Annotated in this window: 12 protein-coding genes; 5 read left to right on the forward strand and 7 right to left on the reverse strand. The window is 68.0% G+C overall.

The window, feature by feature from the left end; all coding sequences use genetic code 11:
• The first annotated feature begins 176 nt into the window (after nucleotides 1–176).
• Nucleotides 177–1,529, forward strand: coding sequence for an exodeoxyribonuclease VII large subunit (gene xseA, locus P1P91_RS11570; protein WP_311882793.1), 1,353 nt, complete (start codon nucleotides 177–179; stop codon nucleotides 1,527–1,529).
• A 145-nt stretch (nucleotides 1,530–1,674) separates the two neighbouring features.
• On the opposite strand, the gene argA is transcribed toward xseA, so the two are convergent.
• The 3 genes from argA to P1P91_RS11585 form a co-directional block, all read right to left on the reverse strand.
• Complete coding sequence (gene argA / locus P1P91_RS11575; RefSeq protein ID WP_311882795.1) at nucleotides 1,675–2,988, reverse strand: amino-acid N-acetyltransferase; 1,314 nt, start codon at nucleotides 2,986–2,988, stop codon at nucleotides 1,675–1,677.
• Between the two features lie 145 nt (nucleotides 2,989–3,133).
• A complete protein-coding gene (locus tag P1P91_RS11580) occupies nucleotides 3,134–4,402 on the reverse strand; it encodes an inorganic phosphate transporter (RefSeq protein ID WP_311882797.1) in 1,269 nt (422 codons plus the stop codon).
• An 11-nt stretch (nucleotides 4,403–4,413) separates the two neighbouring features.
• Complete coding sequence (locus P1P91_RS11585) at nucleotides 4,414–5,094, reverse strand: TIGR00153 family protein (protein ID WP_311882799.1); 681 nt, start codon at nucleotides 5,092–5,094, stop codon at nucleotides 4,414–4,416.
• A 171-nt stretch (nucleotides 5,095–5,265) separates the two neighbouring features.
• Between P1P91_RS11585 and P1P91_RS11590 the strand changes: the two genes are divergently transcribed.
• Together P1P91_RS11590 and P1P91_RS11595 are read left to right on the forward strand one after the other, a co-directional pair.
• A complete protein-coding gene (locus tag P1P91_RS11590; protein ID WP_311882801.1) occupies nucleotides 5,266–6,174 on the forward strand; it encodes a CYTH domain-containing protein in 909 nt (302 codons plus the stop codon).
• 84 nt (nucleotides 6,175–6,258) lie between these two features.
• Nucleotides 6,259–7,158: an ion transporter gene (locus tag P1P91_RS11595; RefSeq protein ID WP_311882803.1), complete on the forward strand. Its 900-nt coding sequence runs from the start codon at nucleotides 6,259–6,261 to the stop codon at nucleotides 7,156–7,158.
• A 4-nt stretch (nucleotides 7,159–7,162) separates the two neighbouring features.
• Here P1P91_RS11595 and P1P91_RS11600 read toward each other — a convergent pair whose 3' ends face one another.
• On the reverse strand, nucleotides 7,163–7,789 hold the full coding sequence (locus tag P1P91_RS11600) for an L-threonylcarbamoyladenylate synthase (RefSeq protein WP_311882805.1): 627 nt from the start codon (nucleotides 7,787–7,789) through the stop codon (nucleotides 7,163–7,165).
• 74 nt (nucleotides 7,790–7,863) lie between these two features.
• Nucleotides 7,864–8,763, reverse strand: coding sequence for a PHP domain-containing protein (locus P1P91_RS11605; RefSeq protein WP_311882807.1), 900 nt, complete (start codon nucleotides 8,761–8,763; stop codon nucleotides 7,864–7,866).
• A gap of 157 nt (nucleotides 8,764–8,920) precedes the next feature.
• On the opposite strand from P1P91_RS11605, the gene P1P91_RS11610 reads away from it, so the two are divergent.
• Complete coding sequence (locus P1P91_RS11610; protein ID WP_311882808.1) at nucleotides 8,921–9,220, forward strand: YciI family protein; 300 nt, start codon at nucleotides 8,921–8,923, stop codon at nucleotides 9,218–9,220.
• A gap of 173 nt (nucleotides 9,221–9,393) precedes the next feature.
• Nucleotides 9,394–11,388, forward strand: a complete 1,995-nt coding sequence (gene mnmC / locus P1P91_RS11615; protein ID WP_311885792.1) for a bifunctional tRNA (5-methylaminomethyl-2-thiouridine)(34)-methyltransferase MnmD/FAD-dependent 5-carboxymethylaminomethyl-2-thiouridine(34) oxidoreductase MnmC — start codon at nucleotides 9,394–9,396, stop codon at nucleotides 11,386–11,388.
• Here the strand turns inward: mnmC and P1P91_RS11620 are convergent.
• Both P1P91_RS11620 and ligA read right to left on the reverse strand, forming a co-directional pair.
• Nucleotides 11,385–11,660 carry a YheU family protein gene (locus P1P91_RS11620; RefSeq protein ID WP_311882809.1) on the reverse strand — a complete coding sequence of 92 codons (276 nt, stop codon included), beginning with the start codon at nucleotides 11,658–11,660 and terminating at the stop codon, nucleotides 11,385–11,387. The two genes, mnmC and P1P91_RS11620, sit on opposite strands and share 4 nt — an antisense overlap.
• A gap of 13 nt (nucleotides 11,661–11,673) precedes the next feature.
• Nucleotides 11,674–13,767, reverse strand: coding sequence for an NAD-dependent DNA ligase LigA (gene ligA, locus P1P91_RS11625; RefSeq protein ID WP_311882811.1), 2,094 nt, complete (start codon nucleotides 13,765–13,767; stop codon nucleotides 11,674–11,676).
• Nucleotides 13,768–13,790 lie beyond the last annotated feature (23 nt).

Consider the following 13,790-nt stretch of genomic DNA (forward strand, 5'->3'; position numbering starts at 1 on the left):
GGCAATCCAAAAGCGCGCGATGGCGGGCGCTGCGCCCGCGTTTGGCGGCGGCTTTGCGACCTTGGTCCCAGGCACATTTTCCTGACCGCTCATACAGTTTTCACCGCCGCTTTTGCTGCTGTTTTGTCCGCCGTTTCCTCATCCTGGGCCCTTCCGCCCACTGCCACCGAGCCGCCATGACCGCCGATACCGTTTCACCGCTTTCCGTCACCCAGCTCAATCGCCGTGCCCGCCGCTCCCTTGAAGACGGCCTGGGCAAGGTCTGGGTGGAAGGCGAGCTCTCCAACGTGGCGACGCCTGCCTCGGGGCACGTGTACTTCACCCTCAAGGACGACGGCGCCCAGGTGCGCTGCGCGCTGTTTCGTGCCCGGGCGCGCTTTGTCACCGCGCCGCTCCGGGACGGCAACCAGGTTCGGGTGCGCGCCGGAGTGTCGCTGTTCGAGCCAAGGGGCGACTACCAGCTGATCGTGGAGGCGGTGCAGGCGGCGGGCATCGGCGAGCTGCTGGCGACCTTCGAGCGGCTGAAAAAGGCGCTCGACGCCGAGGGCGTGTTCACCAACGCCCGGCCGCTGCCCTATCCGCCAAGGCGGCTGCTGGTGATGACCTCGGCCACTGGGGCAGCGGTGCGCGACGTGCTCGCCGTGCTCGAAAAACGCTGGCCGCTGGTGGAAATCACGGTGATTCCCGTGCCGGTACAGGGCGAGCGGGCCGCTCCGGCGATGATCGCCGCGCTTTCGCTGCTGAATCGCCAGCCGCGCCTGGACGCAGCGCAAGACGCGGTGCTGATCACCCGGGGCGGCGGCAGCCTGGAGGACCTCTGGGCGTTCAACAGCGAGCACCTGGCCCGGGCCATTCAGCACTCGCGGCTGCCGGTGATGTCCGCGGTGGGCCACGAGGTAGATGTCACCCTGGCCGACTTTGCCGCCGACAAGCGCGCGCCCACTCCCTCCGCCGCGGCCGAGCAGCTGGTGCCCGACCGCGAAAGCCTGGCGGCGGGGATTGCCGACCAGCGCCGCCGGCTGGCACAGGCCATGGAGCGCCGCCTGGAGCGCGACAGCCAGCGCCTGGACGCCCTGCGCGCAAGGCTGCGCCACCCGGGCGAGGCGCTTGACCAAAGCCGCCAGCGGCTAAACGCTCTGCGGCTGCGGCTTGACCGCGCGGCGCACAAAAGCCTGGCCGAGCGCCGGAGCGCGCTGGCCGGACTCGAAAAACGCCTGAAAAACCACCGTCTTGACCGCCGCCACCGCCAGGAAAGCGAGCGCCTGGCCGGCCTGAGCAGCCGCCTGCATCACGCCATCAGCCAGCAGCTCGAGGCCCGCCGGGCGCGCCTGACCGCGGCCGCTCGCCAGCTCGAAGCGGTCAGCCCGCTTGCGGTACTCGGGCGCGGCTACGCCATCGCCCACGACACCAGCGGGCAGGTGGTGCGCCGGGCGGCGGATACCGCGCCGGGCCAGCGGCTCAGGCTGCGCCTGGGCGAAGGCTCGCTGAGCGTCGAGGTCAAGCGGCGGTATAAAAACCCTGCGTCATAGCGAGCACAGCGAAGCTATCTCGGGGTTTCCTGCCACCTATTTTTCTGCGTCATAGCGAGCGCAGCGAAGCTATCTCGGGATTTCCTGCCACCCGCACCGAAAGAGATCGCTTCGGCATAACGCCTCGCGATGACCGGTAGCCGACCTACCCCAGCGCCTTGACTAGCACCTTGGACTTGCGCGCGTGGTTATAGGCCTCGCGCTTGAGCGGCGGCAGATCGTCCAGCGCCGCCGGCAGAAAGCCGCGCTCGGCAAACCAGTGGACGGTATGGGTGGTGAGCACAAACAACGAGCCGATGCCGCGCTGGCGGGCGCGCTCCTCGAGCGCTTCGATGAGACGCTCGCCCCGGGCACCGCCGCGGTAGTCGCGGTGCACCGCCACGCAGGCAATCTCGGCAACGTCCCTTTCGCCAAACAGCTGCAGCGCCCCGCAGCCGATGACCATGCCGTCGCGCTCGATGACCAGATAGTCGTCGATCTCGTGCTCCAGGCGCTCCCGGGAGCGGGCCACCAGCATGCCGCGCTGCTCCAGCGGCTCCAGAAGCTCCAGAAGCCCGGCCACGTCGGCCAGGGTGGCCGGGCGCAGCTGCTCGTAGCGGTGGCAGGTGATCATGGTGCCTACGCCGTCCCGGGTAAAAAGCTCGCCGAGCAGCGCCTCCTGATTGCGCCAGGACAGCAGGTGGGTGCGCGCCACGCCTTCCCGGGCGGCTGAGCAGGCCGCCTGAAGGTGGCGACCAAGCTCGCTTCCCGGCGCCGCCTGGTCGAGAAGCGGCATGGCGTCAGCCGGCGCCAGCTGGCGCAGCAGCGCCCCTTGCGCGTCGCGCACCCCGTCGGAATCGCCGAGCAGGATCAGCTTGTCGGCCCCAAGCGCCACGGCGGCGTGGCGGGCCACCTCGGCAGCGTCGAGGTCAAACACTTCGCCGGTACTGGAAAACCCCAGCGGCGGCAGCAGCACCAGCGAGCCCTGCTCCAAAAGCCCTTCTATGGCGCCGGCGCGCACCCGGCGCACCTCGCCGCTGTGATCAAAGTCGATGCCTTCGCGCACCCCCAGCGGCTTGGCGGTGACCAGGTTGCCCGATACCACCCCAAGCTCCACCCCGTGCAGCGGCGTGCTGGGCAGCCCCAGCGACAGCCGCGCCTCGAGCCACAGGCGCAGCCGGGCCGCGACCTGCTCCACCCGGCGCATGACAGCGGCATCGGCCACCCAGCGGCCGCTGACGCGCTCGGGCACGATACCGTCAGCCTCGAGCGCGGCCTCGACCTGGGGACGAATGCCGAACACCAGCGTCAGGCGCACGCCCAGGGTGTGCAACAGCGCCAGATCCTGGATCAGCTGCTCGCCGCGCTCGGAGCCCAGCGCCTCGCCCTCCACCAGGATGACAAAGGTTCGCCCGCGGTGCGCGTTGATGTAGGGCGACGCGTTGCGAAACCAGTCAACAAAGGGGAAGCGGGTGTCCAAGGGTGGCTCTCCGTCAGCGGCGGTTCATGTCAGGGTTACAGCGGAATTAGAAAACAGCGCGGGCGGAAAACACAAGGTCTTCCCCCCGGCAAAAAAAGTGCGGCGCCCGCAGGCGCCGCAAGACAGGCCCATATGCAGCGTTTGGTCAAGCGCCGAACATCCCCTTGAACATGAAGAAAAAGAGGATGGCAAGGCCGGCGCCGGCGGGCAGAGTAATCAGCCAGGACATGGCGATGGTGCCCAGCACCCGCAGGTTGAGCGCGGTCATGCCCCGGGCAAGGCCCACTCCGAGCACCGCTCCCACCAGGGTGTGGGTGGTGGAAATCGGCAGGCCGGTGCCCGAGGCCAGCACGACCGTTGCGGCCGCTGCCAGGGTCGCGGCAAAGCCGCGGCTGGGCGTCAGCTCGGTAATGCGCGTGCCCACGGTGGCGATCACCTTGTGGCCGTAGGTGACCAGGCCCACCACGATACCGCCGCCGCCGAGCACCAGCACCCACCAGGGTACCACCGAGGCCTCGCCGATATTGCCGCCGCTTTGCACCACGTTGATCACCGCCGCCAGCGGCCCCACGGCGTTGGCAACGTCGTTGGAGCCGTGGGCAAAGGCCATGGCGCAGGCGGTAAACAGCATCAGCACGCCGAACACTTTTTCCACGTTGGCATAGCCGAACTGGTCTTCGCGGATGTGCACGTATTTCACCCGGCGCTCGAGCAGCATGCCGATACCGGTGACGGCGAGCCCCGCCACGGCCGACAGCCCCAGGCTTTGCAGAAAGCTGATGTGCAGGCCCACGTGCTTGAGCCCCTTGGTCATGGTCACCATGGCGACGATGAAGCCGACCAGAAACATGTAGAACGGCACATAGCGCCTGGCCGCCGCAAAGGGGTCGCGAGCGTCGAAAATCAGCATATGCACCGACTTGAACAGCACAAAGCCCACGGTGCCGGCCAGCACCGGCGAGACCACCCAGCTGGCGGCAATGGCGGTAACGGCCCCCCAGTCCACCGTGGAGGCGCCAAGCCCCGCCACGGCAAAGCCGACGATGGCCCCCACGATCGAGTGCGTGGTCGACACCGGCCAGCCCTTGAGCGACGCCATCAACAGCCAGGTGCCCGCCGCCAGCAGCGCCGCCAGCATGCCGTAGACCAGCAGGTGCGGATCGTTTTCCAGCAGATCGGGGTCGATAATGCCCTTGCGGATGGTGTTGGTGACCTCGCCCCCGGCAAGCCAGGCGCCGAGAAACTCAAAGACCACCGCGATCACGATGGCCTGCTTGATGGTGATGGCCCGAGACCCCACCGAGGTCCCCATGGCGTTGGCCACGTCGTTGGCCCCCACGCCCCAGGCCATGAAAAAGCCGAACGCACAGGCCAGGATGATGAGAACCTCGCCGTGCTGTGCGATAACCTGCATGCCCTGCCCCCTTAGCGCGCAGTGAGAATCTGCAGACGACTGCCCACGCGCTCGGCGCGGTCGGAAAGCTCGCCGATGCCGTCGATGATCTTGTAGAGAAAGACCACGTCCACCGGGGGCAGCTCGTCTTCCAGCTCAAAAAGCTGCCGGCGAATGGCGACCTGCTGGCCGTCGGTCTGGTTCTCCAGCACGTGAAGCTCGCGGATCATGTTTTGCATCACGTCGGCGACGTTACGGCCGAAGGCCGAATCCAGAAGCTCCTGGAGTTCCTCCAGCGCCTGGCGCGCCTGGGCCACGCACTTCACGCTGGTGCGGATGTAGTCGCGCATGGGGCCGGCCAGCGGCTCGGGTACCTGCATCTTGCGTCCGAGCATGATCCCGGTGATGTCGCGCACCTTGTTGGCGATCTTGTCCTGTACGCTGATCAGATCGAGCAAATCCGAACGCGACACCGGCAGGAACATGGTGTTGGGCAGGTTCAGCCGCAGGTCAGTCTTGAGCTCGTCGGCCTCGTGCTCCAGGCGGGTGACGCTTTCGCGCAGCTTGGCGGCGCTGTCCCAGTCGCTTTCAAGGGACGCTTCAAAAAACGGCAGGAGCTGATCGGCACATTCGTTTGCCTTGACGATGTGCGCCAGCAGCGGCTGGAATGGCGAGCGGCCAAACATTGCGGAAAAAGGATTCGAGGTAACCATAAAAGCCTTTAAGCCCGTGGTGGAAAAACCTATTGTCGAAAAGCCCGAAAACGGCAGGCGCCAGTATAAAGACTGGCCCTGCCAGCGTCACAAAAACTTCGCCGGTTCATAAAAACTTCATCCGGCTGTCATACAGCGAAACGACGGCCATCCAGGGAGACAGCACACGCCATGCCTCACCCAGCTTCTCAGCCGGACGCCCCGGCACCCAGGGAGATCGAACTCAAGCTGGCGCTCGCCCCCGGCGCCGCCGAACGCCTTGTACGCCATCCGCTGCTGGCCGACAGCGCCCCGGACGTCTCCGCGCTGGCCAATACCTACTTCGATACGCCCGCCGGCACTCTGGCCGCCGCCCGCATGGCGCTGCGCCTGCGCCGGGTAGACGGCATCACCCTGCAAACGCTGAAAACCGCCGGCCACGGCGGCGGCGGCCTTTCCACCCGAAACGAGTGGGAATGGGAAGTGGACGACAGCGCGCTGGACCTCGCCGGCCTTGCCGAGCTGGCCCCCATCCAGGCGCTAGAAGGCGACGTTCTGTCGCAGCTCGTGGCGCAGCTGCGCACCGACTTCACCCGTCGCCGCTACGAAGTTCGCTGCCGGCAAAGCGTAGTGGAAGTGGCGCTGGACGAAGGCGAGATCATCGCCGGCGAAGCCCGGGCGCCCATCCGCGAGCTGGAGCTGGAGCTCAAGGCCGGAAGCCCTGACGCCCTTTGGGAGCTGGCCGACGCGCTTGCCGGCACCGCGGCGCTGCGCCCGTCGGACAGCAGCAAGGCCGCCCGGGGCGAGGCGCTGGGCAGGGGCGACTGGCCGCTGCCCGAGGCGCACACCGCCGCTGAATGCTTTCACCTTGTCCTGCTCGCCCTGGACGCCTTCCACGACAGCGGCCGAGCGACTTTCCTCCATACGGCACGCAGCGCCCTGGCCGAGCTTGCCGACCATGAGCAGCTGGCCGGCGAAACAAGCGGCCCGGCGCAGCGCCTGCCCGGCGAGCTGGGCCAGGACGGCGAGCCCACCGTCGCCTTCGGTCGGGCCGCGCTCGCGCTGGCTCGCCATTTCGCCCGGAGCGCGCCGCTGCGCTAAGCTGGCCCGAGCGATGTAACCATGACCCGGCATACCGCCGGGCCGACGCCGGCGCTATGCAGGCATGACACCGAAGGGAAGCCCATGGAACTAAGACCCGGCCCGGAGGGGCTGCGCTCGCGCCTCTTTCACATTATTTTCGAGTCCGACACCCCCGCCGCCAAGGGTTTCGACATTGCCCTGATCGCCACCATCCTGCTGGGCACCGCGGCCATCCTGCTGGACAGCGTTCTTGCCTACCATCAGCGCTTCGGCACGCTGTTCGACTATGTGGAGTGGTCGCTGACGGTGCTTTTTACCCTGGAGCTGGCGCTGCGGATTTACTGCCTGGAGCGGCGGTCGCTGTACCTCAAGAGCTTTTACGGCATCGTCGATATGCTCGCGATCCTGCCCGCCTGGCTGGTGCTCGTCATCCCCGGCTCCCAGGGGCTGGTGATCATTCGCCTGCTGCGCGTGCTGCGGATTTTTCGCATCCTGCGGCTGATGGAGTTCGTCGGCGAGGCGCAGCTGCTGCTGGACGCGGTGAAACGCAGCGCCCACCAGATTCTGCTGTTCTTTTTGAGCATTCTCATGGTGGTGACGCTGTTCGCCGCGCTGATGTACACCATCGAGCCGGCCTCGGCGGGCTTTTCCAGTATTCCCCGCTCGATCTATTGGGCGATCGTAAGCATGACCACGGTGGGCTACGGCGATATCGTCCCCGTGACCGCGCTGGGCCAGGCGATTACCGTGCTGCTGATGCTGCTGGGGTATTCGATCATCGCCGTGCCCACCGGGGTATTTTCCGCCCAGGTGATCCGCTCGATCCGCGCCGAGCGCTACTCCGACGAGGCCTGCCCCGGCTGCGGCCACGACCACCACGAAAAGCGCGCCTACTACTGCCTTTTGTGCGGCACCTGGCTTGACGAAAACAGCGAGGACCCGCGCCTGGCCGAAGACAAGGACGCGGATACCGACGAGGCTCCGCCCGCCACGGATACCTAACCGACTAGTACTCGCGGAAGGGCGTGACGTCGCCGCGCCCTTCGCGCACGATCACCGGCGGCAGCTCGCGCAGATCGATCACGCTGGTGGGCTCCAGATGGCAGGCGCCGCCGTCGATGATCAGATCCAGGTGCGCGCCGAAGCGCTCGCGGATAGCGTCGGCATCGGTCATCGGCAGGTCATCGTCCACGGGAATCAGCGTCACGCTCATCAGCGGCTGGCCCAGCGCCTGGAGCAGAGCGTTGGTGATGCGGTGATCGGGCACGCGCACGCCGATGGAGCGGCGCTTGGGGTGCAGCAACAGGCGCGGCACCTCGCCGGTCGCCGTCAGAATATAGGTATAGGGCCCCGGGGTATGCGCCTTGAGCAGGCGGAATTCGGCATTGTCCAGCTTGGCGTAGGTGCCGATCTCGGAAAGGTCCGAGCACACCAGGGTAAAGTTGTGCTTCTGATCCAGCGAGCGCAGCCACTTGATCTTCTCGATGGCCTTCTTTTCGCCCAGGTGGCAGCCCAGGGCATAGCCCGAGTCGGTGGGATACGCGATCACCCCGCCCCGGCGAATAATCTCCACGGCTTGGTCGATCAGGCGCTTCTGGGGGGTTTCCGGATGGATCTGGAAAAACTGGCTCATTGTCGCCTCTCCCTGTGGTTAACAGCTTGTTATTAACAATAGCGTTATTGAGAAAACGTTGTTAAAAAACCGTTTTAGCTCAGACGCAGCCGCGGGTGCTGCCATATCGGCGGCGCCGCGGTGCGCGGCACCGCGCTCATGCTGCCCGGCGCGGCGTGGCCGCCAGGGGCGTGGAAATCGCTGCCGATAGAAGCGTACATCCCGCGCTCCACCAGCTGGCGCGCCAGGTCCCGGGTCGCGTCCGGGTTCTGCTGGCCGCTGACCAGCTCCACCGCCTGGCCGCCGGCCTCGGCAAAGCGGTCCATCAGCAGGCCGCGCTTGCGCCGGGTCAGACCGTAGCGCAGCGGGTGCGCCAGCGCGGCGACGCCCCCGGCGTCCAGAATCCAGCCCACGGCCTCGCCGATTTCCGGCCACTGGGCCTTGACGTCGCCCTTCTTGCCGCTGCCCAGGTAGCGCTTGAACGCCTCGGGAAAGTCCTTCACCAGGCCGTCGGCCACCAGCGCCCGAGCAAAGTCCGGCCGCCCCAGCGGGCGCTCGCTGCCCGCCTGGGCGCGCGCCTTGGCCAGGGCGTCTGCCAGGCCGGCCTTTTCCAGCCGCTCGGCGATGACGCCGGCGCGCTCGATTCTCGCCCGGCGCTGATGCTCGAGCCCTTCTACCAGCGCTCCCCGGGGGCCGTCGGGCACCAGCGCCACCACGTGAATGCCCACGCCCCGCCAGCGGGTGGAAAGTTCGCTGCCCGGCATAAAGCCGATGCCCGCGTCCCGCGCCGCCGCTGCCGCCTCGGCCACGCCGTCCATGGTGTCATGGTCGGTCAGCGCCACGTGCTCAAGGCCACGCTCGGCGCACAACGCTACCAGTTCGGCCGGCGACAGCGCGCCGTCGGAGGCCGTGGAGTGCAGGTGGAAATCCAGCGGGTAGCGGCGATCGGCATCCAGAGCAACGGGCAGTGATAAAGGCGACAGTGATAAGGACATGGGCATGACGCCGTGTGAGGAGTTTGTCAGAATGCCGCTTGCCAGAACACGGGTTTCTGGCGGCGCGCTGCGCCACGGCTATGCCGCCATAGTGCGGGCTCGGGCCAGAGCGGTCAATTGCGCCTTGTCCCTGCTTCCCTCTCGAGGAGTTATCCCCATGCTTTACGCCATCATCAGCGAAGACATCGAACAGAGCCTGGAGCGCCGCCTGGCCGCCCGCCCGGAGCACCTGGCCCGGCTCGAGGCCCTGCGCGACGCCGGTCGGCTGGTGCTGGCCGGCCCCCATCCGGCCATCGATGCCGAAAGCCCCGGCGAAGCGGGCTTCAGCGGCAGCCTCGTGGTGGCCGAGTTTGAAAGCCTCGAGGCCGCCCAGGCCTGGGCCGACGCCGACCCCTACGTGGCTGCCGGCGTCTATGCCCGGGTCAGCGTCAAGCCGTTCAACAAAGCGCTGCCCTGAAGCGGCGCCTGCCCAGCGAGGCCTTTTCGCCGGCGCGTTTTTCACAAAGGCTGTGGAAAACTCTGTGAAAAGCCGGCGGACGCTTTGCTCCAGGGCAGAAGTCGCGCCCGGCTCAACAAATTGATTATTTTTTAACCACGACGGATGCTTTCTTGACCCACGCAAACGGCGAGATGCGCTTTCCTCCCCTGCCCGCGCTTGAGGCCCTCGAACGCCCGGCGCTGGGCTGGGAAAACGGCGCGCCGCACTCCCAAGCCTTTGATGACGTTTACTTTTCCCGCCAGGACGGGCGTGCGGAGACCGAGCACGTTTTCCTTGACGCCAACCATCTGCCCCAGCGCTTCGCCGCCTGGCGCGAAGCCCGCGCCTTTGTCATCGGCGAGACCGGCTTCGGCACCGGGCTCAACATGCTGTGCGCCTGGGCCTGCTTTGTACGACAGGCCCCGCCCGGCGCTCGGCTGCACCTGATATCCACAGAAAAATACCCGCTTGCGCGCGCCAGCCTCGCCCGGGCGCTCGGCGCCTGGCCCGAACTCGACGCTTACGCCGAGGCGCTTGGCCGCCAGTGGCCGAACGCCGTCGCCGGCATTCACCGGCTGCGGCTGGATGAGCGCGTCACTCTGGACCTGCACTTTGGCGACGCCGCCGAGCGGCTGAGACTTCTGGACGGCAAGGTGGACGCCTGGTTTCTCGACGGCTTTGCCCCGGCGCAGAACCCCGACATGTGGCAGCCTGAGCTGTTTGCCGCCATGGCCGCGCGCTCTCGCCCCGGCGCCACCTTTGCCACCTTTACCTGCGCCGGCATGGTCAAGCGCGGGCTGAAGGCGGCGGGCTTTGAGTGGAAAAAAGTGCCCGGCTACGGGCGCAAGCGCGAGATGCTTGCCGGCCACATCGACGCGCCGCCCGTCGATACCCGCCGCCAGGCCACGCCCTGGTTTACCCCACCGGCTGCCCGGGCGGCGCAAAGCGCCGTCGTTGTCGGCGCGGGCATTGCCGGTGCCAGCACGGCCGACGCCCTGGCTCGACGCGGCGTCAAGGTTACCGTGGTGGAAAAAGCCGCGCCGGCGTCGGGCGGCTCGGGCAACCGCCAGGGCGCGCTTTACGTCAAGCTGGCGGCGGACACCAGCCTGCAAAGCCGCTTTTACCTGGCCGGGCTCGAGCACAGCCGCCGCTGGCTGGAAGCCCTCGACCCCGGCCACACCCTGTGGCAGCCAAGCGGCGTGCTTCAGCTGGCGCCGGGGTCGAAAGAAGCCGCCCGCCAGCGGCGCTTTTGCGCCCACCACCCGCTACCGGAGGCGCTGGTAGCGCTGCGAAAGCCGCGGGACTGGCGGGAAAACGTCGGCGAGGACACCCCCGTCGAGCAGGGGCTTTACTATTCACAGGCGGGCTGGGTGCGCCCGGCGGCGCTGTGCCATCGCCTGCTGGCGCGCCCCGGCGTTACGCTCAAATACGGCGAGGCCGTCGCGCTCGAGCAGGCGGACAGCGGCTGGCGCGTGGTTCTGGCCGGCGGCCAGGCGCTTGAGGCCGATCAGGTGGTCATCGCCAGCGCCCATCTGGCCAACGGCTTTGCCCAGACCGAAGCGCTGCCGCTGCAGCCGGTGCGCGGCCAGGTCAGCGAAATACCGCTGCCCGACGGCGTCGCGAGCCCTGCCCAGGTAGTATGCGCCAAAGGCTACGCGCCGCCGGCGCTTGACGGCGTGCTTACCGTCGGGGCGAGCTTTGTGCCCAACGACACCGACAGCCGGCTGCGCGCGGAAGACCACGCCCATAATCTTGACGAGCTGAAAGCGATGCTGCCGGAGCTTTATCGGGCGCTTGAGGATGCCGGCGCCGCGCTTGACCCGGCCAGGATGCCGGGCCGGGCGGCGATCCGCGCGGCCAGCCCGGACAAGACGCCCTACGCCGGCCCGGTGCCGGACGCCGACGCCTGGGCCGCGGACTACGCCGCTCTGGCCAAGGATGCCACCCGGACGTTCAGCGCGCCGGGGCAGCACTTTCCCGGCCTGTGGATCAGCGCCGCCCACGGTTCGCGCGGGCTCGCCAGCGCCCCGCTGTGCGCCGAAATTATCGCCTCGCGCCTCTGTGACGAGCCGCTGCCCGTGGAGGGGCCGCTGGCCGACCACCTGCACCCCGGCCGGCGGCTGATCCGCGCGCTCGAGCGCGGCTAGATATCGCCCTCTTCCTCGTCGTCGGCGATATCCCGGCCGAAGCGGCGCCACTGCTCCAGGGTCATTACCTCGGTCATTTCCAGCTCGAGGTCGTGGGCGATCAAGAGCTCGCCCCGCTCGAGCTGCGCCTTGAGCTCCTCGACCCAGCCGGCCATGCCCGCGCCGGTAGTGTCCGTGGTGTCGTAGCCCTGGCGGGTAACGAAGGACTCCAGCAGGGCGTTCAGGGTGTCCGCCGGCAGCATCCGCGCCGGCACTTCGATAAAGCGGCTCATCAACAGCTCCCGTTTACTGGCCTGCGTCCCGGGTCTCAGCGTCCTGCTCGCCGGCTTCCCAGGCGTCCAGCCAAGCGACAAAGTCGGCTTCGCCCAGCACTTCGACCCCCAGCTCTTCGGCCCTGGCAAGCTTGCTCCCCGCCGCCTCGCCGGCCACCACGCAGGCGGTTTTCTTCGACACGCTGCCGGTCACCCTGGCCCCCAGCGCCTGAAGTCGCGCCTTGCCCTCGTCTCGGGTCATGCTCTCCAGAGTGCCAGTCAGCACCCAGGTCTGGCCGTCAAGCGGCGTGGGGCCGGCCGTCACCTCCTGCTCGTCCCAGTGAACGCCGGCGGCGCGCAGCGCGGCGATGGTCTCGCGGTTGTGCGGCTGGCGAAAAAACGTATGCACGTGGGCGGCAACTACCGGGCCGACGTCGTTGACGCGCTCGAGGTCGGCCTGCTCAGCGCGCGCCAGGGCGTCGAGGGTGCCGAAGTGGGCGGCAAGCCCGGCGGCGGTGGCTTCGCCCACCTCGCGGATGCCAAGGGCGTAGATAAAGCGCGCCAGCGTCGTGGCCTTGGCGCCCTCTAGCGCGTTGACCAGATTCTGCGAGGACTTTTCGGCCATCCGCGGCAGGGTTTTCAAGTGCTCGACGGACAGCGCAAACAGATCCGCCGGGGTTTTTACCCAGCCGTTTTCCACCAGCTGGTCGATGAGCTTTTCGCCCAGGCCGTCGATGTCCAGCGCCCGGCGGCCGGCGAAGTGCTTGAGCGCTTCCTTGCGCTGAGCCGGGCAGAAAAGCCCGCCGGAGCAGCGCGCCACCGCCTCGCCCTCGTGACGCTCGATCTGAGAGTCGCACACCGGGCAGCGCGCGGGGAAAACGATCTCCCGGGCATCGTCGGGGCGCTTTTCCGCGTCCACCCGCACCACCTGGGGGATGACGTCGCCGGCCCGACGGACGGTCACCGTATCGCCGATGCGCACGTCAAGCCGGGCGATTTCGTCGGCGTTGTGCAGGGTGGCATTGGACACGGTCACCCCGGCTACCGTGACCGGCGCGAGCCTGGCCACCGGGGTAATCGCGCCGGTGCGCCCGACCTGAAACTCGACGTCGTCGAGGCGGGTGGTTTCTTCCTGGGCGGGAAATTTCCACGCCGTGGCCCAGCGCGGCGCCCGGGCAACAAATCCCAGCTCGCGCTGCTGGCGCAGATCGTTGACCTTGATCACCGCGCCGTCGATGTCAAAGCCCAGGCCCTCGCGACGCTGGCCCAGCGCTTCGCAGTAGTCGGCCACGGCCTTTGGCCCGGTGAGAATTTCAAGCTCGCGGCTGGTACGAAACCCCAGCCGGGAAAGGCGCGCCATCAGCTCGCTGTGGGTGGCATCGCCCTGGTCGGGCTCGAGGCGCGCGGCCTGGTAGGCGTGAAACTCCAGCGGCCGGGTCGCGGTCACCGCCGGGTCGAGCTGGCGCAGGCTGCCGGCGGCGGCGTTGCGCGGGTTGGCAAACACCTTGGCGCCGGTTTCCCTGGCGTGGTCATTGAGCGCCTCGAAGCCCGTGTGGCGCATGATCACCTCGCCGCGGACCTCCAGCAGCGCCGGCACGCCGTCGCCGCGCAGCTTAAGCGGCACCGACCCCAGGGTGCGCAGGCTGGAGGTGATGTCTTCGCCGGTGCGCCCGTCGCCCCGGGTAGCGCCGCTTGCAAGCTCGCCGTTTTCATACACCAGCGATACCGCCGCGCCGTCGAGCTTGGGCTCGGCGGTGAAGACCACTTCGTCCGCTGCGCATTCCAGACGCTCGGCCACGCGCTCGGCAAAGGCAAAGACCTCTTCGCGGCTGAAGGCGTTGGCAAGCGAGAGCATGGGCACGGCGTGCTCGACTTCGGGGAAGCCGGCCGCCGGCGGCGCGCCCACTCGCTGGGTGGGCGAGTCCGCGGTTACCAGCGCCGGGTAGTCGGCCTCGAGATTCTGCAGCCGGCGCAGCTTGCGGTCGTAGTCGGCGTCGGTAAGCGTCGGCTCGTCGCGCACGTAGTAACGGTAGTTGGCATCGTCCAGCGCGGCGCGCAGCGCCCGGGCCTCGTCGCGCACGGCGGCAGGCGGCGTGGATGACGGCGACGGTGAATCGGACTGGCGCATGACCACAAACCCTCAGGCGAATC

It is taken from the genome of Halomonas piscis, assembly GCF_031886125.1.
Lineage (GTDB): Bacteria > Pseudomonadota > Gammaproteobacteria > Pseudomonadales > Halomonadaceae > Vreelandella > Vreelandella piscis.